Genomic DNA, 22,126 nt, shown 5'->3' with positions numbered 1-22,126 from the left:
CATAATAGATGTCATCATCAATTAGTGCAGGATGAAACTAAAGTGACCGTGCAGCCCTCTTTTTATGGAACAGCCACTTGGCTGACCGGCGATTCCCTGCCGGCCTGGCGCAACGTATGCGCCGTTCTTGGGCTGGCTTTCACCGGCTGTGTCTCCATGCAAGGCTCTGCTTTAGCGCAAGATGCGCCCAAGAAGACCGCCGTCATCGAGCTTTTCACCAGCCAGGGCTGCAAGTCCTGCCCGAAGGCTGACGACAATTTTGCCAAATTCGCCGATGATCCGAGCGTGCTGGCGCTGTCGTTCCACGTCAATTACTGGGATTATATGGGGTGGCGCGACACACTTGCCACCCAGGATAATACCGACCGGCAGAATGCCTATCGCAATTCCTTCAACGCACGCATGATCTATACGCCGCAGGCCATCATCAATGGCCGCGCGGAGGTCAACGGTCGCGATGCAGGCGCTATCAATGCACAGATTGCAGCCGACAAGCTGACTGTACCTGTTGCGATCAACCGTCTTGACGATGGCCGTCTGTCCATCGAAATCGGTGCTGGCGAGAAGCCAAAAGTGCCGGTGCATGTGGTTCTGTTCTATTTCCGCGATGCGGTGACCATACCGATCACCGAGGGCGAGAATGCCGGTCAGGATATCACCTACCGAAACACGGTCAGCGAGATCAACACGATCGGCATGTGGGACGGCAAGGCGCTGAAAATCGAACTCCCCGCTTCCGAGTTGAAGCGGAAGGATGTTTCCGGTTGCGCGGTGATTCTGCAGGAAACCCGGGACGACAATTCCCTTGGGCGCATCCATGGCGCTGCCATGTTCAAGGAAAAAGCGCCAGTCGGCCTCTGACCGCGGCTGTTTCAGCACAAACCATAGTCTTCAAATCCGGCAGCATTGTCGGATGTCGAACATAGTCGTCACTTTTCGGGAAGGGCATCAGTCTCGGAGGTATGGAAGACCGTATCAGTGTTGCGGCTCGGTCGGACGAAGAAGGTTGGTTCGGCTCGGGCAGTCCTTTGGGCGGGGGGCTTGGGGTCGGACATACCCGAACCGAACCGTCTCAGGCAACACGTGGATGCTGAAGCCATAATCAGGCTGGAATGCGAAGCTGACAAGGCGAAAATGTGTTCGACGATCACCATTCCAGACAGACTTTCGTTTTTCGTGAACAACTAATGCACGATCAGACAGGCACCGAATCTGGCGTTTTATGAGGGATATCCCGGTCAATTGAACCGCCAGACCACCGCCCGCACTTGAATTTGTTTCACAAAAGCATCACCCTGCTGTCATGCGTTTCGTTGCGGCGAAGACGCGCCTGCCGCTTCGCCACCCACAGGGCTGAAAGGAAGGACATGGATATTTCAAGCGCAGCAAGTGAGGATTCATCATCCTCGTCCAACGCATCCGCGTCGCCAAAGGTCGTCTCACTCGACCGCGCCAGACCGACCCCCTCCACCATCAGTTTCGACCGGCATGAACTGGGCAAGATCCTGAACATCTATGGCCGCATGGTCGCCGCCGGGGCATGGCGTGACTACGCCATCGACCATTTGAGTGACCGGGCCGTCTTTTCCATCTTCCGGCGCGCCAGCGAGGTTCCGCTGTTCCGCATCGAGAAGAATCCCAAGCTCGCCCAGAAACAGGGCGCTTACGCGGTCATTGCAGCAAGCGGGCTGATCATGAAGCGCGGCCATGAGCTGGAACGTGTGCTGCGCGTTTTCGACAAGAGCCTGAAACTAGTCGAGGCCTGACCCGTCGACGCGCTCAGGATGAGGATAGTGGCATTTTGCCCGGTTCAAGCGTGCGCCCGCCATTGAGCGGCAACTGCATCAGCACCGTATCCAGCCAGCGCCCGTGCTTGAAGCCTGAACCCTCGATCCGTCCGCAATGCTGGAAGCCCAGGCTTTCATGCAGCCGCACGGAACCGATATTGTTCTCACCATCGCCGATGACAGCCAATAGCTGCCTGAAACCCAGTACCGTTACCCGTTCGATCAGTTCGCGCAGGAGAAGCTTGCCGACGCCCTTATTCTTGGCCTCTGGCGCGATATAGATCGAATCCTCCGCAAGCCAGCGATAGGCCGGTCTGGTGCGGAAATAGCTGGCATAGGCATAGCCCAGCACCACACCGTTCTCTTCCGCAATCAGAATTGGGAAACCCTGCTCGACAAAGCCCTCAAAGCGCTGTCGCAAATCTTCACGCGACGGCGGCTCAACCTCATAAGACCCGGAACCGTTCAGCACGGCTTCGGTATAGATCGCAGTGATGGCATCAATATCGGTGGGACGAAAATCGCGAACGACAGGCATGAGACAGAACCGGAGAAATGATTTTACACATTTCCAGAATGCATCATGAAACCGTCAGACAAAAGCAAAAAGGGCAGCGTTTCCGCTGCCCTTTCGCATTCCAGCTTCTTCTGTTGATTAGTTACGGTTGCCCATGAACTGCAGCAGGAAGGTGAACATGTTGATGAAGTCGAGGTAGAGACGCAGCGCGCCCATCACGACCTTGCGGCCCTGCGTATCCGAAGCATCGCCTTCGTAATACATTTCCTTGATCGACTGCGTGTCGTAGGCGGTGAGGCCTGCGAAGATCAGAACGCCGATCACCGAGATTGCAAACTGCAATGCCGAGGAGCCGAGGAAGATATTGACGACCGAAGCCAGGATCAGGCCGAACAGGCCCATGATCAGGAACGAGCCCATAGCGGACAGGTCACGCTTGGTCGTATAGCCGTAGAGCGACAGCGCACCGAAGGACGCAGCCGTCACGAAGAAGGTGCGAACGATGCTCTGGCCGGTGAAGACCAGGAAGATCGACGACAGCGACAGGCCGACGAGAGCTGCATAGCCCCAGAAGACGGCGTTAGCGGTCGAGACCGAAAGACGTTCGATGCGGAAGCTCAGGAAGAACACTGCCGCCAGCGGCGCAAGCATCACCACCCAGCGCAGCGGCGAGGTGTAGAGCGCGACGCCAAGGCCCGTGAGCATCTTGCCGTTAGCAAGCTGCGCGACGGCTGCGGACGGGTCCGTCGTCGTTGCGAGTGCCGCAACGGCGAATGCAGCAAGGCCGGTAACGGCCAGGCCGATAGCCATCATGTTATAGACGCCCAGCATATAGCTGCGCAGACCCTGATCGATGCCTGCATCGGCGCGAGCGCCGCCTACCGGCCTCTGCTGCGCCTGAATATTGCGAAAGTCAGCCATGACTTAAATCCTCTTGCCATGTCCCGTCCGGTGTCGGGGCGCTCATTCCGGCGAGCCGCCGCCAGGCGCCGCTGGCGGGACTCCAGCATGCCTGCCTGACATTATGGGGATTATGGCCCTCACGTACAAGTACCGCCTGTAAAAAAACGCGAGGGTCACGGCGAAAAACCGAACCGCATTCTCCATACGATCCAATGGCTTATGCTTTTTGAGCCCTCCACATTACAAATCGCTCATATAGTCCGGAGCACTTGTGCAGGCTTCTGGCCCAGCACGCGCCATGTACCGGCCAATCCGAAACCGACCGTCAGCACCAGCGCAACCGCCACGGTCATCAGCGCCACATCAGGCAGGAAGCTCGCCTTGAGCTTCATGATTTCCACCACGACATACCAGCCAGCCGCACTGCCGGCGGCAAGTGCAAAAAGGGCTGTCGCGAGACCGAGCAGCATATATTCCATGACATAGGCTGCGATCAGCGTGCCGCGTGTGGCCCCCAGCGTCTTCAGGACGACAGCATCGTGCACCCGGGCGCGGTTGCCCGCAGCCAGCGCACCGCCCAGCACCAGAACCGAAGCGGCAAGCGCAATGGAAGCCGCAGCGCGAATGGCCGTCGCCAGCTGACTGATGAGATCGTTGGCGACATTCAGCGCATCGGTCACGCTGACGGTCGTGACAGCGGGCCATGTCTTGGTGACTTGTCGGAGCACATCGGGCGCGCGGTTTTTCTGGCCGTCCGGAATGGTCAGCGTCGCAAGCCATGTCGCGGGCGCACCGGCGAAGGTGTTTGGCGAAAACACCATGACGAAATTCATCGCCAGTGTTTCCCACTGCACCTGCCGGAAGCTCGCGATCTTTGCGGTGATGTTGCGGCCCAGCACATTGACCGTCACCTTGTCACCGAGCTTCAGGCCCAGTTCCTTGCCTTCCCGTTCGGAGAAAGAGACCAGCGGCTCACCGCTATAATCGGCAGGCCACCATTCGCCCTCGCTCAGCGTCGAATTATCCGGCACCTTGTCGGCAAATGTAATGCCGCGGTCGCCACGCAGCACCCATACCGCCTCGGGCGGAATGGTCATGTCGCGCACATTGGTTCCGTTGAAAGCCACGATACGCCCGCGCAACATCGGGCCGGAAGTGAGCTTGCCGTCTGGCACGATGCCGCTCACCAGCTTGGTGAAATCGCCAATGTCGCGGTTCTGGATATCGACGAAAAAGAAGTCCGGCGCCTGTGCGGGAATATTCTCCGTAACCTGACGGCGCAGGTTGCCGTCGATCAGCGCAATCGCCACCATCAGCGTGAGGCCGAGGCCGAGCGAAAGCACCACCGAAGGGGTCAGCGCGCCGGGGCGGTGAATATTGCCGACTGCAAGCCGAAGCGCCGTCGAGCGTACACGCGGTGCGCGACGGGCGAGCCAGCGAATGCCATCAGCCACAAGCCGCAGCACGCCGAAAGCGGCAATGGCCGAGACGATGAAGATCGCCGCGATGCGCCGGTCATAGGCAACGTAAAGCGCCAGAGCGGCCAAAGCCGCAATCAGCAGAACCGCCAGCCCCAGATAAAGCAGCGGCGGCAGGCCACGCTGCTCAAAACCCTGCTCACGGAACAGGGCCGTCGCCGGAATATCGCGGGCGCGACCAAGCGGAATGATTGCAAAGGCGAGCGTGGTGATCAGGCCGAAGACGGCAGCAAGCGCCAGCGCGCCGGGAAAGAAACCGCCGCCACCGGCAACCGGCAGATAATTGGCCAGCACTATCCCAGCAGCAAACGGAATGATCGCCGCCAGAATGAGCCCAAGCACAATGCCGATCAGGCCGATCACCATGATCTGCACCAGATAGACCAGAACCGCAAAGCGCGCAGGCGCACCAAGCGACTTGAAGGTCGCAATCACGCCGCGCTTGCCATCGAGATAGGCGCGCACCGCATTGGCAACACCGACACCACCGACGATCAGCGCCGTCAGGCCTACCAGCGTGAGGAACTGCGAAAAGCGCTCGATATTAGCGCTCAGCGCCGGAGCGGCATTGGCACGGGAGCGGATATTCCACCCTGCATCCGGAAAATCGGCGGTCGCCAGACGTCTGACTTCGGCAATTGCCGAATCTGGCGCGCCATTGGGAAGCGCGACCTTATAAACATGGTCGACAAGGCTGCCCGGCTGGATCAAACCCGAAGCCCGCAAGCCATCAAGCGAAACCAGAAAACGCGGTGCAAAATTGAAACCGGACGAAAGAAGGTCCGGCTCGCTTTCGATCACACCACGCAATTCGAATGTTTGAGAACCGAGCAGCACCTTTGCACCGAGCGACAATCCCATGCGATTGAGAAAATCCTGGGAGACCGCAGCGCCGTAAACATCGCCTTTGACAGCCGTCATATCGGCCAGCGACTGTTCTGGTGCGACCTTCAACGTGCCATAGAGCGGATAGGCAGCATCGACCGCTTTCACCTCGACCAGCGACTGGTCGGAACCATCCGGCATGCGGGCCATGGAGCGCATTGTCGCGCTTTCGGCCATCCTGCCCTGCTTTTCGATGAAGGCGCGCTCTTCCGCCGTTGCTTCGCGCTGATTGAGCGCAAAACTGACATCCCCGCCAAGAATGCTCTGTCCTTCCGACGCAATGCCGGTGCTGACCGACCGCGCCACGGAATTGACACCGCCAATGGCCGCCACGCCAAGCGCAATACAGGCCAGAAAAATATAGAACCCGGCAAGCCCGCCGCGCATTTCGCGCAGTGCAAAGCGGAGTGCCAGCGAAAGCGACGTCGCAGATTTCATGCGCCAGCCACCAGTTTCTCAAGCACCGCACCACCCTTGGCAGGTTCTTCGATGCGACCGGAACGGACGGGAATCTCGCGGTCGCAACGCGCAGCCAGCGACGGATCGTGGGTAACGAGCACCATGGTCAGCCCGTTTTCGCGCTGTTTGGCGAAGAGCAGATCGGTAATCTGCCGCCCCGTCGTTGTGTCAAGATTACCGGTCGGCTCATCGGCGATCAGAATTTTCGGCGACGGCGCAAGCGCGCGTGCAATCGCCACGCGCTGCTGCTCGCCGCCGGACAGTTCGGACGGATAATGCGTCAGACGTTCGCCAAGTCCGACGGCCTTCAACTCGCGTTCCGCAACTTCGAAGGCATCGCGGCGCCCGGCCAGTTCCAGCGGAACCGCCACATTTTCCAGCGCGGTCATATTGGGAATCAGGTGAAACGACTGGAAGACGATACCGATATTGGCCCCGCGAAAAGCAGCTGCCTGATCCTCGCTCATCTGGCTGATCGTCTCGCCCGCAATCTTCACAGTTCCGTTATCGACATGCTCCAGCCCTGCCAAAACCATGAGAAGTGTGGATTTGCCCGAACCGGACGGACCGACAATGCCCACCGACTGGCCGCTGGCAATATTGAGGGAGACACCCTTCAGCACATGCACCGATGATGCAGCATGGCCAAGCGTCAGATGAACATTCTCAAGTTCGATAATCGGGCCAACAGCCTGTTCCGTCACGCGGTTTTCTTCCTATATGAATACTAGTGGTCTGATTTCGACATTTGCCTACGGTGTTACAAGCGCCGAGCAAATGTCGAAATCAAAAAGACCACTAGCAAGTTTATGTACCTAGTGGATTTTTCGAATTTGACGTTTGAACATGTGTCTCTGTCGTGCGGTTTCCAAACGTCAAATTCAATCCACTAGAACTGAAGAGCGCGCCACAAATTTGAACTTATGTTGCGCCAACACTTGAATAAATCACGTGAGCTGTCGCTCACCCTTTTACCGAATATGGGTTGCCAACGATGCGTTTCAAACTCTCAATTCCGGCATGGCTCTCGATTTTTGCGATCCTCGGATCGGTTTTTGCTGGCAGCGTCTATGCCCAGCAGGAGCCGGCACAGGAAGACCCGACGGGTCTTGAAGACGCTCTGCCGACCGAACAGCTTTCGCAAGTCAAAATTGTCGGCTTCGGTGACAGCCTGATGGCCGGCTATCTCCTGCCCGTCAACGCCGCCTTTCCGCAGCAGCTTGAAAAGGCGCTGAACGACAAGGGCGTCGAGGTTTCAATTGAAAATGCAGGCGTGTCGGGCGATACGACCACGGGCGGCCTGTCACGCATCGACTGGTCCATCCCCGATGGAACCGATCTCGTCATTCTTGAACTCGGAGCCAACGATGCCCTGCGCGGCATCCAGCCCGACATCACGGAAAAGAACCTCGACGATATGCTGGCGCGTCTCAAGGAACGCGGCATTTCCGTCATTCTGGCAGGCATGATCGCCCCACCCAATATGGGCAAGGACTATGCCGCCAAGTTCAACCCCATTTATCCGAAGCTGGCGCAGAAATATGGCGTACCGCTCTACCCGTTTTTCCTCGACGGCGTAGCAACGAAGAAGGATCTTCTGCTCGAGGATGGAATGCACCCCAATGAAAAAGGTGTCGAAGCAATGGTGGCAAACTTTATGCCTACTATCGAAAAAAGCCTGTCCGACGTACAAAACAAGGGGACATCGGGAGGCTGAAACCCGTGAGGCACATAAACAGCTTGCTCCGGGACTCAAACGATGATTCGCTACAAATGCATCGACTTAGCCGAATCGATTTCTGACAGGTACGATGTTTTGACTCTCTAGGTTAGAGTGTCCTTTATGCGTCCACGACGCATAGCGCTCTGACACAGAACGCTTCGAGGAGGATGCCTTATGCCGCGTCTTTTCACTGCCCTCGAAATCCCGCGCGATGCTGCGCTCTCGCTGTCATTATTGCGAGGCGGTCTCCCCGGCGCACGCTGGATTGATGTCGAAAACTACCACATAACGTTGCGTTTTATCGGAGATGTGGAAGGCCATGTGGCCGATGAGGTTGCCAATGCGCTTGATCGTGTGCGGCGACCCGAATTCATGCTCAACCTGTCGGGTGTCAATGCGTTCGGCTCCAAAAAGCCGCACAGCATTTATGCGGGGGTATCCCCGTCGCCTGAACTCAACGCATTGCAGGCGGAAATCGAACGCATCTGCCAGCGGTTTCACATTCCCGCCGACCCGCGCAAATTCACACCCCATGTGACGCTTGCGCGGCTTCGCAACGCTCGCATCGACGATGTCGTGCGTTACCTCTCCTCACGCGGCAATTTCGCGACGCCATCCTTCAAGGTGGGTCGCTTCGTGCTGATGTCGTCGCGCGATTCCGTGGGCGGCGGACCTTACATTGTTGAAGAAGCCTGGCCTTTGGTGGCATCCGCCCGCCAGAACTGGTCGGCCAGCGCTTTCGAGGAAGCCAGAACCATTCGGTAAACCAGCTCGAAATCCCCGGTTCCGCCATAATAGGGATCGGGGATCTCAACCGCCTTTCCCTCTGCAATCTCGGTGAACAGCCCAACATGCGCGCTTGCATTTGCAGGCTGTCGTTGCGCGATCATCCGCATGTTGTAGCGGTCCATCCCAAGGATCAGGTCGAAACGGCTGAAATCGGCGGAGATCAGCTGGCGGCATCGTTGTGCGCTGATGTCGAGACCATGACGGGACGCAACGCTGATGGACCGTTCGTCGGGTTCTTCTCCCGTGTGATAACCGTTCGTCCCTGCCGAATCGATCAGCACATTGCGGATGCCACGCGCTTCAAGAACATGTCCCATCACGCCCTCAGCAAGCGGTGAACGGCAGATATTGCCTGCGCAGATGAAAAGAATGCTGGTCGGTTTCTCTATGGTCACGGAACCCTCGCGCTCATGATAAGTTAGTTCAAGAACCGCAACATAGGCGAAAGACGATGGCACGCAACCGGCTGACTGCAGACGAACTGAAACAGGCGCTGGCCGAACTGGAGGGCTGGCAGAAGGTGGAGGATCGCGAGGCGATCACCAAGAGCTTCAAGTTCAAGGACTTCAACACCGCTTTCGGCTTCATGACACGGGCGGCACTTTATGCCGAAAAACTCGACCATCATCCCGAATGGTTCAATGTCTATAACCGCGTCGATGTCACACTCGCGACCCACAGCGAGAATGGCGTTACCGAGCTGGACATCAAGATGGCGCGCAAGATGAATGCGATTGCCTGACCATGATGATCATCGCCTAGACCTTTGAAATATAAACCATGATAGTCTTCTTCTGGTAAGTGAAGCTGCCATCGCGGTTCCGGCATGAATAGGGCAGCGCTTTGGTGAGATCGATGCGATCACTCCAGTTCTGGCCAAGCGCGCCGCCATTGATGCTTCGGATAAAGACATCACCGACCGCAATGGCCGAGTGGAAAATATGCCCGGCCCTGACATCGTAGAACCCGATGGCGCGGCCATAGGTGATGGCGGAATAGCCGTTCCATTGCTCTCCGGCGCGGAAGTTCAGCAGTGGAATCCAGTTCTGCCCGGAGGTTCCGCGTAAGGTATGTTCGGAAATGCCCGCCCCCAGAAGAAAACGCATATAGGCCGTTGCGTCGTAGCAAACATTGTCTTTCACATCGACGGTGATGTGGTCGCTTACATCCTGCGCCGATGCAAGCTGGTTTCCGCGATAGAACTGACTTGTCCGGTCAGCACGGACAAAGTTCTCTCCATAGCCGGTAAGATGCATGAACAGTCTCCATTCAATCAGGTCAAGAAGCTGACCCAGACCCAAAACTGACCTTGGGCTGGCCGGACCTATAATCCGGTGATTTGGGATAGAGGTTGTAGCTGATGGTTCTTGCAGGATGCTCCCTGCCCTGAACGGGCAAAAACTTGAAAACCGGGGCGTTACCCCCCATTTTCGATCATGTCATTTTCGGCCCCTCATACGCCGCGATCTGACTGACAGGAGTTTGCTCGACGATGGATAGCGTCAAAATTGGTGAAATCCTTGAACCCGGCAGCGAAAGCGATTTCAAGAAACGCAGCGAACGGGTGAAACAAGGTTTCTGGAAGGCCGCGCGCCGCGCCGGTCGGATGGTGCCCTTCATGGATGAAGTGGTGGCCGCCTATTATTGCGCGCTTGACCAGAACACACCGACACGCGTGCGCATGACGCTGATGGCGGCGCTTGCCTATTTCGTGCTGCCCTTCGACATTATCCCCGACATGCTGGTCGGTATCGGCTTTACTGACGATGTCGCCGTGCTGATGGCGGCCCTGACCGCCGTGCGCACGCATATTACGCCCGCACACCGGCTTGCGGCGCGTCAGGCGCTGGAAGAGGCTGAGGGAGTAAGGGAGTAAGGGAGTAAGGGAGTAAGGGAGTAAGGGAGTAAGGGAGTAAGGGAGTAAGGGAGTAAGGGAGTAAGCTCTTACAATCCTGAACCCGTACAAGCCCTTAAAACGGCGAGAAGCCAGAGCATATTTGTCGTCATTGGCGGCCCGGATGGCGACTTTCGGATCAGACACTTAATTGTGAAGCCGCAGCTTCGCCCTTTATCCCCTATTCCCTTATTCCCCTACTGCCCTACTCCCCTCCTGTCATATTCCAGCCGCTTTCTTTGCATTGATGTGGAGCCTGGGGTGGCGATCAGCCCTTGCTCGTTCAAGTTTTCTTTCAAAACTTCACCGTTTGGTAACCCAGATTAAGGCACTTTAATCGGCAACTGAGCGGGGCGGCGTGTAGAACGGCGGCATCCCGATATTCGAGTTTGAAGCAAACGAAAGAGAACCGGTAAAAGACCATGCTTGGAAAATCGATCGTCGCGGCTTCGGTGTTTATGATTGCAATGGCGGGCTCGGCCCTCGCCCAGACACCGACCCAGATTAAACAGTTCGACGCCTGGGGCGCCTATAGCTACAAGGCGGGCAACGGCAAGGTTTGCTATGTCCTCTCCGTCCCGACTGTGAAGGCTCCGGCCTCGGTCGACCACGGCGACAATTTCTTCCTGATCAGCCAGAAGCCGGGCCAGAACATCTCGTTCGAGCCGCAGTTCATGGCGGGTTATGACCTGAACCCCAATGCCAAGGTTACCGTCGGCGTCGGCAGCAACCGTTTCACCATGTTCGTGAACGGCAAGTCGGGCTGGATGGAAAATGCCGCTGAAGAGCCGAAGCTCATCGCAGCCATGAAGTCCGGTCAGGATCTCAAGGTCGAGGCGCAGTCGAAGCGCGGCACCAAGACTAATTACACCTATTCGCTGAAGGGTGTTTCGGCAGCTCTTGCCGCGATCCAGAACTGCAAGTAATCGACGTTTCGTCGAATACGGACTGTTTTTCAGAGCCGGAGCCTTTGCTCCGGCTTTTTTCTTTTGTGTCAGTTCCGCCAATCTTGCATGACAGCCGGGATGATCGAACGGGATGACGGACGCCTTATTCTATGCTAAGAGCGCGCGGAACAAGGCTCGCATATGCTGATGACAGAGCCCATATATACTCCTTGCAATCACGGCAATCGGGCCCAAATTGATCGGCGCGCGTCATCGCGGTCGCCCCTTAACAGTTGAAAACAGATGTCTATTTCGTTCGACCTTACCATTGATGATACGCGCGACCAGCTTGCCCGCCATGTGCGCGCCAATCTGGAAGCAAAGCCGTCGCTCATCGGCATGTCGCGCGAGGAGATGGCCGAAGCGCTCATCAAGGCCGGTGTGCCGGAGCGTCAGGTGAAGATGCGCATCAGCCAGCTCTGGCACTGGCTTTACGTACGCGGCGTTTCCGATTTCGCCGACATGCGCAATATTTCCAAGGATCTGCGCGCCATGCTGGCGCAACATTTCACCATTGCGCGCCCGGAAGTGGTCGAAGAACAGATTTCGCAGGACGGCACCCGCAAGTGGCTGTTCCGCTTTCCGCCGCGCGGCGCAGGTCGCCCGGTCGAGATCGAAAGCGTCTATATTCCCGAAGAAGGTCGCGGCACGCTGTGCGTTTCCAGCCAGGTCGGCTGCACGCTCACCTGCTCGTTTTGCCATACCGGCACGCAGAAGCTGGTGCGCAATCTGACCTCGGAAGAAATTCTGGCGCAGCTTCTGACCGCCCGCGACCGGCTCGGCGACTTCCCGGACAAGGATACGCCCGACGGCGCCATGGTGCCTGCCGAAGGCCGCAAGATCACCAATATCGTGATGATGGGCATGGGCGAGCCGCTCTATAATTTCGAGGAAGTGAAGAAGGCCCTGATCATCGCTTCCGATGGCGACGGCCTGTCGCTTTCCAAGCGTCGCATCACGCTTTCGACCTCGGGCGTCGTGCCGGAAATCTACCGCACCGGTGATGAGATCGGGGTCATGCTCGCCATTTCGCTGCACGCCGTGCGCGACGAATTGCGCGACATTCTCGTGCCGATCAACAAGAAATATCCGCTGGAACAGCTGGTCAAGGCCTGCCGCGAATATCCCGGCCTGTCGAATGCCAAGCGCATCACGTTCGAATATGTGATGCTGAAGGACATCAATGACAGCCTTGAAGATGCAAAGCTTCTGGTGAAGCTGTTGCAGGGTATTCCGGCCAAGATCAATCTCATTCCGTTCAACCCGTGGCCCGGCACCAACTACCAGTGCTCGGACTGGGAGCAGATCGAACGTTTCGCCGATTACGTCAACGCTGCCGGTTATGCCTCGCCGATCCGCACGCCGCGCGGTCGCGACATTCTCGCTGCCTGCGGCCAGTTGAAGTCGGAATCCGAACGCATGCGCAAGAGCGAACGCCTTGCGCTGGAAGCCATGATGATCGCCGGACACGGCGAATAAACCGGACAAGCGAGCGCGCGTGAACGATACATTCGACTACATAATGCGCTTCGTCGTTATTCTCTTTGGCTATTGCTGCGGCCTTCTGGCAACCGGCTGGTTTCTGGCTGCCATCCTGTTTCGCAGCATCGGCGTGGATGCGCTGATGGACGATTTTGCCATGATGGCTGGTGCCGGCAATATGGAAGCCGCCACCCTTTGGGCGACGACCAGTTTCTGGAGCAGCGTTTTCGTCGGCGGTATCGTTGTAGCCATGCTGGCGGGCGGCATCAGCTTTCTGCCTGCGGCAATCGTCATTCTGCTCGCCGAAGCGCGCGGCTATCGCTCGTCGGTATTTTATTGCGTTGTGGGAGCCATAATCGGTCTTGGAACCGCTGGAAGCAGCATTCCATTTCGCGGATCCGACGAGTGGCCGGAAATGCCGCTCTGGATCGCGGCCTTCGTCGGCGCGGGTATTGTAGGCGGCTTCATCTACTGGCTGATCGCAGGCCGCAATGCCGGACGGCTTTCCGACCGCCCGACAGGGTAATCAAGACACAAAGCTTATTTCGCCTGCGCGGTGATGATTTTCAGCGCGAAAGCCGAGAACACACCGGCAAACAACCAGTCCACGATGCGCGTCACCGTCGGGTTCTTCTTCAGAAGGCCCGCGAACCTGTCGGCTGCGACGACCATTGGTACGGTAAAGGGCAGCGCCAGCGGAATGAAAGACAGGCCGAGGAAAAACAATTTGCCCATCGCATGCGGGTCAGTTACCGAGACGAACTGCGGCAGGAAGGTCATGTTGAACAGAATGATCTTCGGGTTGAGCAGATTAATGCCAAGCCCTGTCGCCCAGTTCTGAACCAGCGTGTGCTTTTTACCGCCGTTCTTTTCCGGCGAGAACGCCGAGCCCTTGCGGATTGCCTGTACGGCGAGCCAGACGAGATAGCCCGCCCCCACCACCTTCAGCACAGTAAAGGCAGCCGGAGACGCAATAATCAGCGCCGAGAGGCCCAGCGCCACCATGGTTGTATGGATGACGATGCCGGTATTTGCGCCCGCCATGCAGGCGAAACCGGCCGCCTTACCTTCGGACAAGGCGCGCCCCACGAAGAGTGTCATGTCCGGGCCGGGAGTGATGGAAAGAATAGCGGTTGCAATCGCGAACTGGACGAAAATGGTCCATTCGGGAATGAAGGTCAGGTTTGTCAGGAATGACATGCGCGTAGCTCCGAAAATTCGCGGCAAGCTAACGCGATTTCGGCTTTACTGCTACTGGATTCTCTCGTCTTTTCGATAAGTCGCAGCCATCCTGCTTGCACGTGGCTTAGCAACTGATAAAAGGACAGCAACATCCAATTCCCAAGCCCTGCGGATGCTCTTCCCGAGCGGACAATGGGGCATCCATCGTATCGGAAGTTGACTATGAGCAAGTGGAAAGACGTTAAGAAGGTCGTGCTCGCCTATTCGGGCGGTCTCGACACCTCGATCATCCTGAAATGGCTTCAGACGGAACTCGGCGCGGAAGTCGTGACTTTCACCGCCGATCTGGGCCAGGGCGAAGAACTTGAACCGGCCCGCAAGAAAGCTGAAATGCTGGGCATCAAGGAAATCTTCATTGAGGACGTGCGCGAAGAATTCGTGCGCGATTTCGTTTTCCCGATGTTCCGCGCCAATGCCGTCTATGAAGGCGTTTATCTGCTCGGCACGTCGATTGCCCGTCCGCTTATTTCCAAGCACCTCATCGAGATTGCCAGGAAGACCGGCGCCGACGCCATTGCGCACGGTGCGACCGGCAAGGGCAACGATCAGGTTCGCTTCGAGCTTTCCGCTTATGCGCTGAACCCGGACATCAAGATCATCGCCCCATGGCGCGACTGGTCGTTCAAGAGCCGCACGCATCTGCTCGAATTTGCCGAACAGCACCAGATTCCGGTTGCCAAGGACAAGAAGGGCGAAGCGCCGTTCTCCGTCGACGCCAACCTGCTGCACTCCTCGTCCGAAGGCAAGGTTCTGGAAGATCCGGCACTCGAAGCACCGGAATATGTGCATATGCGCACCATTTCCCCGGAAGCAGCACCCGACAAGGCAACGATCATCAAGATCGGCTTTGAAAAGGGCGATGCCGTTTCGATCAATGGCGAGCGTCTTTCGCCTGCGACGCTTCTTGCCAAGCTCAATGACTATGGCCGCGACAACGGCATCGGTCGTCTCGACCTCGTGGAAAACCGCTTCGTCGGCATGAAGTCGCGTGGCGTCTACGAAACGCCGGGCGGCACGATCCTGCTGGCAGCTCACCGCGCCATCGAATCGATCACGCTCGACCGTGGTGCTGCTCACCTCAAGGATGAGCTGATGCCGCGCTATGCGGAGCTGATCTATTACGGCTTCTGGTTCTCGCCAGAACGCGAAATGCTTCAGGCCGCAATCGATCTCAGCCAGAAAAACGTCGAAGGCGAAGTCACTCTCAAGCTCTACAAGGGCAATGTGATGGTGATCGGCCGCGAATCGGACAAGTCGCTTTATTCCGACAAGCTCGTGACCTTCGAAGACGATCAGGGCGCTTACGACCAGAAGGATGCAGCGGGCTTCATCAAGCTCAACGCGCTGCGCCTGCGTACGCTGGCTGCACGCGACCGCAAATAAGCAGACCCAGTATTGAGAATATGAAACGCCCTCCCTCATCGGAGGGCGTTTTTCTTTGTCCTGAATTTTCTTTTCTATGAAGAATCCGACACGCTGACAGGGATCGGACGTTTCCCCGCTTGACTCTTTTCAGAGTCGATTCAATACTGGAACAAATAGAGAACGAAAGCGACTTCGGTAAAACCGGCAGGCAGGCTTGCCTCCGGAACCGCGCAATCAAACACAGACAGATTACAGGAATTTCGACGTGAGCGGCATCGACATCGCGACGTTGCGGCGCATGGTTACCGCCATTGAAGGCAACGATCCGCAAGGAAACTTTTCTGGCGATACAGGTGCCGGTTTCGGGCGCACAAACAGTTTCGCACTGGGCCACGCGGCGACGGACGCAGCCTTTCCGCATGGGCTTGCTGGCGATGCCTTGCATGAGGTTTTCGCTGAAAATCCCGGTGCGCATATGGCGGCAACCGGCTTTGCGCTCGCCATGGCATTGCGAGCCACACAAAAGCAGCGACCGATCATCTGGATCGAGGAGGAAACGGCGACAAGCGAATATGGCGGGCTCTATCCGCCGGGACTGAATGCTTTCGGCATCGATCCGCACCGGTTGCTGATCGTACGCTGCCCGAATGCGCAGGATGTGCTGAAGGCCGCCAATGATGTGCTGGAAGCAGGAACCGGCGGCAAGGCTTCGCATCTCGTTTCCGGCATCGTTGCCTCGATAACCGGCCAGCCGAAATGCCTCGACCTGACGGCCTCGCGCCGCCTGCTGCTGGCAGCGGAGACAGCGCAACTGCCGGTCATCCTGCTTCGAAGCCATCGCACCGGCGTGCAAAGTGCTGCCGTCAGCCGATGGCGTGTGGCCCCTGCGCCCTCGCGCTCCAGCGGAGCCAATGCGCCCGGGAAACCGGCTTTTCTAGCCGTCCTGGAGCGCAACCGTCATGGCACATGCGGCCAGTGGATCATGGAATGGAACAATGAAACCCTTGAATTCGGCATCAGAGAACGGGAAGGAAGCGGTAGCGTCGGCATTCATGGCGTCCTCCATGGCGTTCATGGCGCTGTGGTTTCCGTTCCTGCCGACGGACAGGTTGCACCGCGCCGGGCGATCTGATGCGTCCTCCAGGCAAGCATCCGACGCGCTGCCGCTTGTCATTACCGAGCGCACCGCCAATGCGCTGCGGCTGACGGCCATCGACGTCAAGGCCGCCAAGCTCGGGCTTTATCCCGGCATGGCGCTGACCGATGCGCGAGCGCGCGTGGAAAGGCTGGATGTAGCCAATGCCGAGCCGGAGCGCGATGCCGCCCTGCTCAATAGCATGGCCCATTGGTGCGAACGCTATACGCCGCTTGTCGCCTTCGATCCGCCGCACGGGCTGATGCTGGACATTACCGGTTGTGCGCATCTGTTCGGCGGATTGGCCGCCATGCATGCCGATGTGATCCGGCGCATCGAGCGCGCCGGTCTGCACATACAGGCGGCCATTGCCGATAACAGCTTTGCTGCGCGGCTTCTCGCCCGTGGCACGAGAGGCGGTGTCTTCGACAAAGTGCAAGCCGACGCCGTGTTGCCGCGCCTGCCGCTTTCCGCACTTGAACTGGCCAATGCCGCTGAAACAGGCCTCAAGCGTGCGGGCCTGAAACGGATCGGCGATGTGATGGCGCTGCCGCGTGCCGCACTCACCGCCCGCTTCGGCCCCGATCTCGCCACCCGTCTCGGTCGCCTGACACGGCAGGAGCGCGCGCCCATCTCGCCGCTGCGCATGGTGCCGCTCGCAACGACTGAACGTCGCCTGTCCGAGCCTCTGACCGCCATGGAACTGGTGGAGCGCATCCTGCAGGAACTGGCGCTGGAACTGTTCGCCCGGCTTGAAACAGAAGGCAAAGGTGCGCTTCTGATCGAAGCGTCCTTCTTCCGGGTCGATGGCGCGATACGCCATATTCATATTGAGACTGGCCAGCCTCTGCGTGATGACAGGGTTTTTCTGCGCCTTGCGCGCGAAAGGCTCAACGCCCTTACCGATCCGCTGGATGCCGGGTTCGGTTTCGACATGATCAGGCTTGCCGCCTTGCGCAGCGCCGCGGTCGCACAACGCCAGACCGGGCTGGACCAGCATGAGGAAGACGATGCCGGTTTCAGCCAGCTGATCGACCGGCTCTCGGCGCGTCTGGGGCCGGAACGCGTGTTGGTGCCCTTCGCGCGCGATACGCATATGCCGGAGCGCGCTTTTGGCCTGCGCCCTGCCCTACATGGCAGCCGCGCAAACGGGACCGACTATGAAAGCAGTGCGGTATTAGCCGGTGATCCGCCAGCACGCCCCATAAAACTGTTTCGTCCGCCGCAGCCCATCGAAAGCGTGGCGGAAGTGCCTGACAGCCCGCCCTCGTTTTTCCTGTGGCGGCGGGTTCGCCATCATATTCGCCTTGCCGAAGGGCCGGAGCGGATCGAGCCGGAATGGTGGCTTTCCATCGGTCATGACGTACCGGAGCTGCGCGATTATTACCGGGTGGAAGATGAGAACGGCCAGCGCTTCTGGATTTTCCGCGAAGGGCTTTATGACGGCGCCAATCATCCACGCTGGTTTCTGCATGGGTTGTTTGCCTGATGACACAGATCGGCAAAAACCCCGCTTATTATGAAATGGCTGTCGCCAGCAATTTCTCCTTCCTGTGCGGCGCATCGCATCCGCAGGAACTGGTATTGCGCGCGCACGAACTTGGTCTGTCCGGCATCGGCATTGCTGATCGCAACACGCTGGCCGGTGTGGTGCGGGCGCATGCCGCATGGAAGGATTTTCGTGACAAAAGCGACTTCCGGCTTTTCATCGGCTGCCGCCTGTCCTTCATCGACGGCACGCCGGATATGGTCGTCTACCCGCGCGACCGGCCTGTTTATGGGCAATTGTGCCGCCTCCTGACCGAGGGCAAAAGGCGCGCTGCCATCAAGGGCGAATGCCATCTGCTCTGGGCCGACCTGTTGTTTCGCGCCCGACAGTTTCAGATCGCCGTCATGCCCCCGGAAGACAACGATCCTGACTTTCCGGCGCGCCTGTCGGAAATTGCCACGGCGGCACAAGGCTGCGTCTGGCTGGCGCTGGCCATGCCGCATCAGGGACATGATGGACGCCGGGCCGAGCGCATCGCCCGTTTTGCAGCAGACGCGGGCGTGCCGCTTCTCGCCACCAATGACGTGCTCTATCACCACCCCGACCGCCGCGCGCTTCAGGATGTGCTGACGGCGACCCGCCATCACAGCACGGTTTTTGCCGCCGGGCGGCTGCTGGAGAAAAACGCCGAGCGTCATCTGAAGCCAGCGCGGGAAATGGTCCGGCTTTTCCGCGCCTATTCGCAGGCGATTGCTGCGACCGCCGATTTCACCGCGCCCATCACCTTCCAGCTCGACGAGTTGAAATATGATTATCCCGACGAGCCCGTGCCGCCGGGAAAGACGCCGCAGCAGCATCTGCATGATCTGGCCTGGGAAGGTGCCGCCCGACATTACGGCGCGGACAGCATACCGGAAAAGGTGCAGGCGCTGATCGTCAAGGAACTGGCGCTGATCGAAAAGCTGCAATATGCAGCCTATTTCCTGACCGTCCATGACATTGTGCGCTTTGCCCGCTCGCAAGACATTTTGTGTCAGGGGCGCGGTTCGGCGGCAAATTCGGTCGTCTGCTTCTGTCTTGGCATAACCGGTGTGGACCCTACCGAAGTGGACCTGCTGTTCGAGCGTTTCATCTCCGCCGAGCGTAAGGAGCCGCCGGATATCGACGTCGATTTCGAGCATGAGCGGCGCGAGGAGGTGATGCAATATGTCTATAATCGTTACACCACTGATCGCGCGGCAATTGTCGCGACCGTCATCAGTTATCGTTCCCGCAGTGCGATCCGCGATGTCGGCAAGGCGCTGGGGCTGACCGAAGATGTGACAGCGGCGCTTGCCAATACGGTCTGGGGCATATCCGGCGGCGGCATCGACAAAGAACATATTCGTCAGACGGGCCTCGATCCGGAAAATCCAGTCATCCGGCGCGCTGTGGAACTGGCCATAGAGCTGATCGGCTTTCCGCGTCATCTGTCGCAGCATGTGGGGGGCTTTGTGCTCACACGCGACCGTCTGGACGAGACTGTGCCCATCGGCCCGGCGGCGATGGATAAGCGCTCTTTCATCGAATGGGACAAGGATGACATCGATGAAGTGGGGCTGATGAAAGTGGATGTGCTGTCGCTCGGCATGCTGACCTGCATTCGCAAGGCCTTCGACCTCATTCACCAGCACAAGCCGCAGCTTTATGGCGGTCAAAAAATGACCCTCGCCACCCTGCCCCGCGACGACAAGACTGTCTATGACATGCTCTGCAAGGGGGATTCGCTCGGTGTGTTTCAGGTGGAAAGCCGCGCGCAGATGAACATGCTGCCGCGTTTGCGCCCGCGCGAGTTCTACGATCTTGTCATCCAGGTCGCCATTGTGCGCCCCGGTCCGATTCAGGGCGATATGGTGCATCCCTATCTGAGACGAAGAAACGGACAGGAGCCCAACACCTTGCCGTCGCCTGCCCCGGAACATGGCCCACCGGACGAGCTGCGGCAGATACTGGACAAGACCAAAGGCGTGCCGCTGTTTCAGGAACAGGCGATGCGTATTGCCATCGAGGCGGCAAAGTTCACGCCCGACGAAGCCAACCAGCTGCGCCGGGCCATGGCAACTTTCCGCAAGATGGGCACCATCCACACCATGCAGGAAAAGATGATCGACGGCATGGTGAAACGAGGCTACGACCGGACCTTCGCCGAGAATTGCTTCAACCAGATCAAGGGTTTCGGTGAATATGGGTTTCCGGAAAGCCATGCGGCAAGCTTTGCGCATCTGGTCTATATTTCCGCGTGGATCAAACATCACCACCCGGAAGTCTTTGCCGCCGCGCTGCTCAACTCGCAGCCGATGGGTTTTTATGCGCCAGCGCAGATCGTGCGCGATGCGCGTGAGCATGGCGTGACGGTTCTGCCGGTCGATGTGAATTTCAGCCAGTGGGATAATCTTCTGGAAGACATTCCCGGACCATATCCAGCTGTACGGCTTGGCTTCCGCCAGATCGACGGCTTTTCCAAGGATGACACAAAGCTGCTGCTTGCCGACCGACATGAGCCTTATCGCACCATTGAGGATATGCATCGCCGCCTGCGCCTCGACCGGCGCGCTTTCACCGCGCTCGCCGATGCGGATGCTTTCGGCTCGCTCGATATCGACCGCCGTGCAGCACTCTGGGCTGTGCGCCGCCTGCCCAATGATGAGACCCTTCCGCTGTTCCGGGCTGCGGCCACAAGCGAACTGGCGGAAGAACCGCGCACCAAGCTGCCCGAAATGGCCGCCGCTGAACATGTCATTGCCGATTACGAAACGACCCGGCTTTCGCTGAAAGGGCATCCGCTGCAATATTTGCGCGAGGGGCTGGCAGCGGAAGGCGTTTCCACCTGTCGCGCCGTGCAGGAAGGCACCGATAGCCGCCGCATGAAGGTGGCAGGTATCGTGACGGTGCGGCAGCGCCCCGGCAGCGCGAAGGGCGTTGTGTTTCTCACCATCGAAGACGAGACTGGCATCGCCAATATCGTCGTCTGGCCGAAGATCATGAAAGCATTTCGTCGCGAGGTGATGGGCGCGCGTCTGGTCCGCATCGAAGGTCGCGTCCAGCGAAGCCCGGAAGGCGTGGTGCATGTGGTGGCGGCCAAGATCGAGGACCGCTCCGGTGCCTTGCTGGATCTGAGCGGGCGCGAAGCACAACGCCTCGTCGCACCGTCACAAATGGCACATCACCCCAGAAATGTGCGGATCATGCCGAAGTCGCGAGACTTCCATTGAGAGTTTCAGTTCCACGCGCCAACAAAAAACACAGCACAATAATGCAGCATCGCCCCAACGACGACAAAGCCATGCCAGATAGCGTTCTGGAAACGCAGCCGCTGCCAGACGTGAAAGATCACACCCAGCGAGTAAACGATGCCGCCTGCTGCGATCAGCCAGAACACGGTGGTCGGCAGCGATTGAGTGATCGTGTCGTAAACCATAATGCCGCTCCATCCGAGCGCCAGATAAAGCAGGATCGACAGCCGATCGAAACGACCGGGCAGAAAAAGCTTCAGCATGATGCCAACAAAAGCCACACCCCACACGAAGAGAAGCAGCGGCACGGCGCGGTCGCCCATATGCATGGCGAAAGGCGTGTAGGTCCCGGCAATCAGCAGGTAGATGGCCGAATGATCGAACCGGCGCAGGAACCATTTGGTCGGCGACACCGGCCAGATATTATAGACTGCCGAAATACCGAGCGCGCCCAGAAGGCATGCCAGATAGACACTGGAGGAAATCGATGTCGCCGCAGGACTGTTCGGCAGGAAATAGATCAGCATGGCGATTGCACCGGCAAAGGCCAGCGCCACGCCGAGCACATGGATGACCCCATCCGCCCAGAGCTCCGCCCTGTCGTAATGCCATTTGATTGTATCTGGCAGTTTCATAGTCTTCGCCCTGTCCGATTTTCAGACAGAAAACTGCCATTGCTCTGCAGCGTCAATATGACAGTTAAACGCATCGTTCTTTCCAAAAATCGATTCCGATTTTTGGGCCGATGCTCCAGTCTAT

At 58.3% G+C, this 22,126-nt stretch carries 21 protein-coding genes; 13 read left to right on the top strand and 8 right to left on the bottom strand.

What is annotated here, in order from left to right:
* The first annotated feature begins 156 nt into the window (after positions 1–156).
* Positions 157–861 carry a thioredoxin family protein gene (locus QBD01_RS02105; protein WP_280992088.1) on the top strand — a complete coding sequence of 235 codons (705 nt, stop codon included), beginning with the start codon at positions 157–159 and terminating at the stop codon, positions 859–861.
* Between the two features lie 506 nt (positions 862–1,367).
* Positions 1,368–1,766 carry a DUF2794 domain-containing protein gene (locus tag QBD01_RS02100; protein ID WP_280991412.1) on the top strand — a complete coding sequence of 133 codons (399 nt, stop codon included), beginning with the start codon at positions 1,368–1,370 and terminating at the stop codon, positions 1,764–1,766.
* A gap of 13 nt (positions 1,767–1,779) precedes the next feature.
* On the opposite strand, the gene QBD01_RS02095 is transcribed toward QBD01_RS02100, so the two are convergent.
* The 4 genes from QBD01_RS02095 to QBD01_RS02080 all read right to left on the bottom strand — a co-directional run bounded on the left by QBD01_RS02095 (position 1,780) and on the right by QBD01_RS02080 (position 6,733).
* Complete coding sequence (locus tag QBD01_RS02095) at positions 1,780–2,325, bottom strand: N-acetyltransferase family protein (protein ID WP_280991411.1); 546 nt, start codon at positions 2,323–2,325, stop codon at positions 1,780–1,782.
* Positions 2,326–2,442: 117 nt separating this feature from the next.
* Positions 2,443–3,225 carry a Bax inhibitor-1/YccA family protein gene (locus QBD01_RS02090; RefSeq protein ID WP_078339693.1) on the bottom strand — a complete coding sequence of 261 codons (783 nt, stop codon included), beginning with the start codon at positions 3,223–3,225 and terminating at the stop codon, positions 2,443–2,445.
* Positions 3,226–3,458: 233 nt separating this feature from the next.
* Positions 3,459–6,008 (bottom strand): ABC transporter permease, encoded by a 2,550-nt coding sequence (locus QBD01_RS02085; RefSeq protein ID WP_280991410.1) that lies wholly within the window; start codon positions 6,006–6,008, stop codon positions 3,459–3,461.
* Positions 6,005–6,733, bottom strand: a complete 729-nt coding sequence (locus tag QBD01_RS02080) for an ABC transporter ATP-binding protein (protein WP_280991409.1) — start codon at positions 6,731–6,733, stop codon at positions 6,005–6,007. Before QBD01_RS02080 ends, QBD01_RS02085 begins: the two co-directional genes overlap by 4 nt.
* Before the next feature lie 290 nt (positions 6,734–7,023).
* Between QBD01_RS02080 and QBD01_RS02075 the strand changes: the two genes are divergently transcribed.
* The gene (locus QBD01_RS02075; RefSeq protein WP_280991408.1) at positions 7,024–7,746 is read left to right on the top strand and encodes an arylesterase; all 723 of its coding nucleotides are present in this window, start codon (positions 7,024–7,026) and stop codon (positions 7,744–7,746) included.
* 180 nt (positions 7,747–7,926) lie between these two features.
* Positions 7,927–8,517: an RNA 2',3'-cyclic phosphodiesterase gene (gene thpR / locus QBD01_RS02070; RefSeq protein ID WP_280991407.1), complete on the top strand. Its 591-nt coding sequence runs from the start codon at positions 7,927–7,929 to the stop codon at positions 8,515–8,517.
* On the opposite strand, the gene QBD01_RS02065 is transcribed toward thpR, so the two are convergent.
* On the bottom strand, positions 8,427–8,936 hold the full coding sequence (locus QBD01_RS02065) for a low molecular weight protein-tyrosine-phosphatase (protein ID WP_280991406.1): 510 nt from the start codon (positions 8,934–8,936) through the stop codon (positions 8,427–8,429). The genes thpR and QBD01_RS02065 overlap by 91 nt on opposite strands.
* 56 nt (positions 8,937–8,992) lie before the next feature.
* On the opposite strand from QBD01_RS02065, the gene QBD01_RS02060 reads away from it, so the two are divergent.
* On the top strand, positions 8,993–9,283 hold the full coding sequence (locus QBD01_RS02060; protein ID WP_280991405.1) for a 4a-hydroxytetrahydrobiopterin dehydratase: 291 nt from the start codon (positions 8,993–8,995) through the stop codon (positions 9,281–9,283).
* Positions 9,284–9,299: 16 nt separating this feature from the next.
* Here the strand turns inward: QBD01_RS02060 and QBD01_RS02055 are convergent, their stop codons facing one another.
* The gene (locus QBD01_RS02055) at positions 9,300–9,797 is read right to left on the bottom strand and encodes a hypothetical protein (protein WP_280991404.1); all 498 of its coding nucleotides are present in this window, start codon (positions 9,795–9,797) and stop codon (positions 9,300–9,302) included.
* 236 nt (positions 9,798–10,033) lie between these two features.
* On the opposite strand from QBD01_RS02055, the gene QBD01_RS02050 reads away from it, so the two are divergent.
* The 4 genes from QBD01_RS02050 to QBD01_RS02035 all read left to right on the top strand — a co-directional run bounded on the left by QBD01_RS02050 (position 10,034) and on the right by QBD01_RS02035 (position 13,390).
* The gene (locus tag QBD01_RS02050) at positions 10,034–10,417 is read left to right on the top strand and encodes a YkvA family protein (protein WP_280991403.1); all 384 of its coding nucleotides are present in this window, start codon (positions 10,034–10,036) and stop codon (positions 10,415–10,417) included.
* A 440-nt stretch (positions 10,418–10,857) separates the two neighbouring features.
* Positions 10,858–11,361 (top strand): invasion associated locus B family protein, encoded by a 504-nt coding sequence (locus QBD01_RS02045; protein WP_280991402.1) that lies wholly within the window; start codon positions 10,858–10,860, stop codon positions 11,359–11,361.
* 264 nt (positions 11,362–11,625) lie between these two features.
* Positions 11,626–12,861, top strand: coding sequence for a 23S rRNA (adenine(2503)-C(2))-methyltransferase RlmN (rlmN, locus tag QBD01_RS02040; RefSeq protein ID WP_078341295.1), 1,236 nt, complete (start codon positions 11,626–11,628; stop codon positions 12,859–12,861).
* A 19-nt stretch (positions 12,862–12,880) separates the two neighbouring features.
* Positions 12,881–13,390, top strand: coding sequence for a hypothetical protein (locus tag QBD01_RS02035; protein ID WP_280991401.1), 510 nt, complete (start codon positions 12,881–12,883; stop codon positions 13,388–13,390).
* Positions 13,391–13,404: 14 nt separating this feature from the next.
* On the opposite strand, the gene QBD01_RS02030 is transcribed toward QBD01_RS02035, so the two are convergent.
* Complete coding sequence (locus QBD01_RS02030) at positions 13,405–14,064, bottom strand: LysE family translocator (protein ID WP_182519120.1); 660 nt, start codon at positions 14,062–14,064, stop codon at positions 13,405–13,407.
* A 204-nt stretch (positions 14,065–14,268) separates the two neighbouring features.
* Between QBD01_RS02030 and QBD01_RS02025 the strand changes: the two genes are divergently transcribed.
* The 4 genes from QBD01_RS02025 (at position 14,269) to QBD01_RS02010 (ending at position 21,346) form a co-directional block, all read left to right on the top strand.
* The gene (locus tag QBD01_RS02025; protein WP_280991400.1) at positions 14,269–15,489 is read left to right on the top strand and encodes an argininosuccinate synthase; all 1,221 of its coding nucleotides are present in this window, start codon (positions 14,269–14,271) and stop codon (positions 15,487–15,489) included.
* Between the two features lie 247 nt (positions 15,490–15,736).
* Positions 15,737–16,603 (top strand): hypothetical protein, encoded by an 867-nt coding sequence (locus QBD01_RS02020; RefSeq protein ID WP_280991399.1) that lies wholly within the window; start codon positions 15,737–15,739, stop codon positions 16,601–16,603.
* A gap of 40 nt (positions 16,604–16,643) precedes the next feature.
* Positions 16,644–18,095, top strand: coding sequence for a DNA polymerase Y family protein (locus tag QBD01_RS02015; RefSeq protein WP_280992087.1), 1,452 nt, complete (start codon positions 16,644–16,646; stop codon positions 18,093–18,095).
* The gene (locus QBD01_RS02010) at positions 18,095–21,346 is read left to right on the top strand and encodes an error-prone DNA polymerase (RefSeq protein WP_280991398.1); all 3,252 of its coding nucleotides are present in this window, start codon (positions 18,095–18,097) and stop codon (positions 21,344–21,346) included. The genes QBD01_RS02015 and QBD01_RS02010 overlap by 1 nt, the downstream gene beginning before the upstream one ends.
* A gap of 5 nt (positions 21,347–21,351) precedes the next feature.
* Here the strand turns inward: QBD01_RS02010 and QBD01_RS02005 are convergent, their stop codons facing one another.
* The gene (locus tag QBD01_RS02005; RefSeq protein ID WP_280991397.1) at positions 21,352–22,002 is read right to left on the bottom strand and encodes a hemolysin III family protein; all 651 of its coding nucleotides are present in this window, start codon (positions 22,000–22,002) and stop codon (positions 21,352–21,354) included.
* Between the last annotated feature and the right edge of the window lie 124 nt (positions 22,003–22,126).

This window comes from Ochrobactrum sp. 19YEA23, from assembly GCF_029909865.1.
Classification (GTDB): Bacteria; Pseudomonadota; Alphaproteobacteria; order Rhizobiales; family Rhizobiaceae; genus Brucella; species Brucella gambitense.
This window is presented reverse-complemented; position numbering and strand designations above follow the sequence as displayed.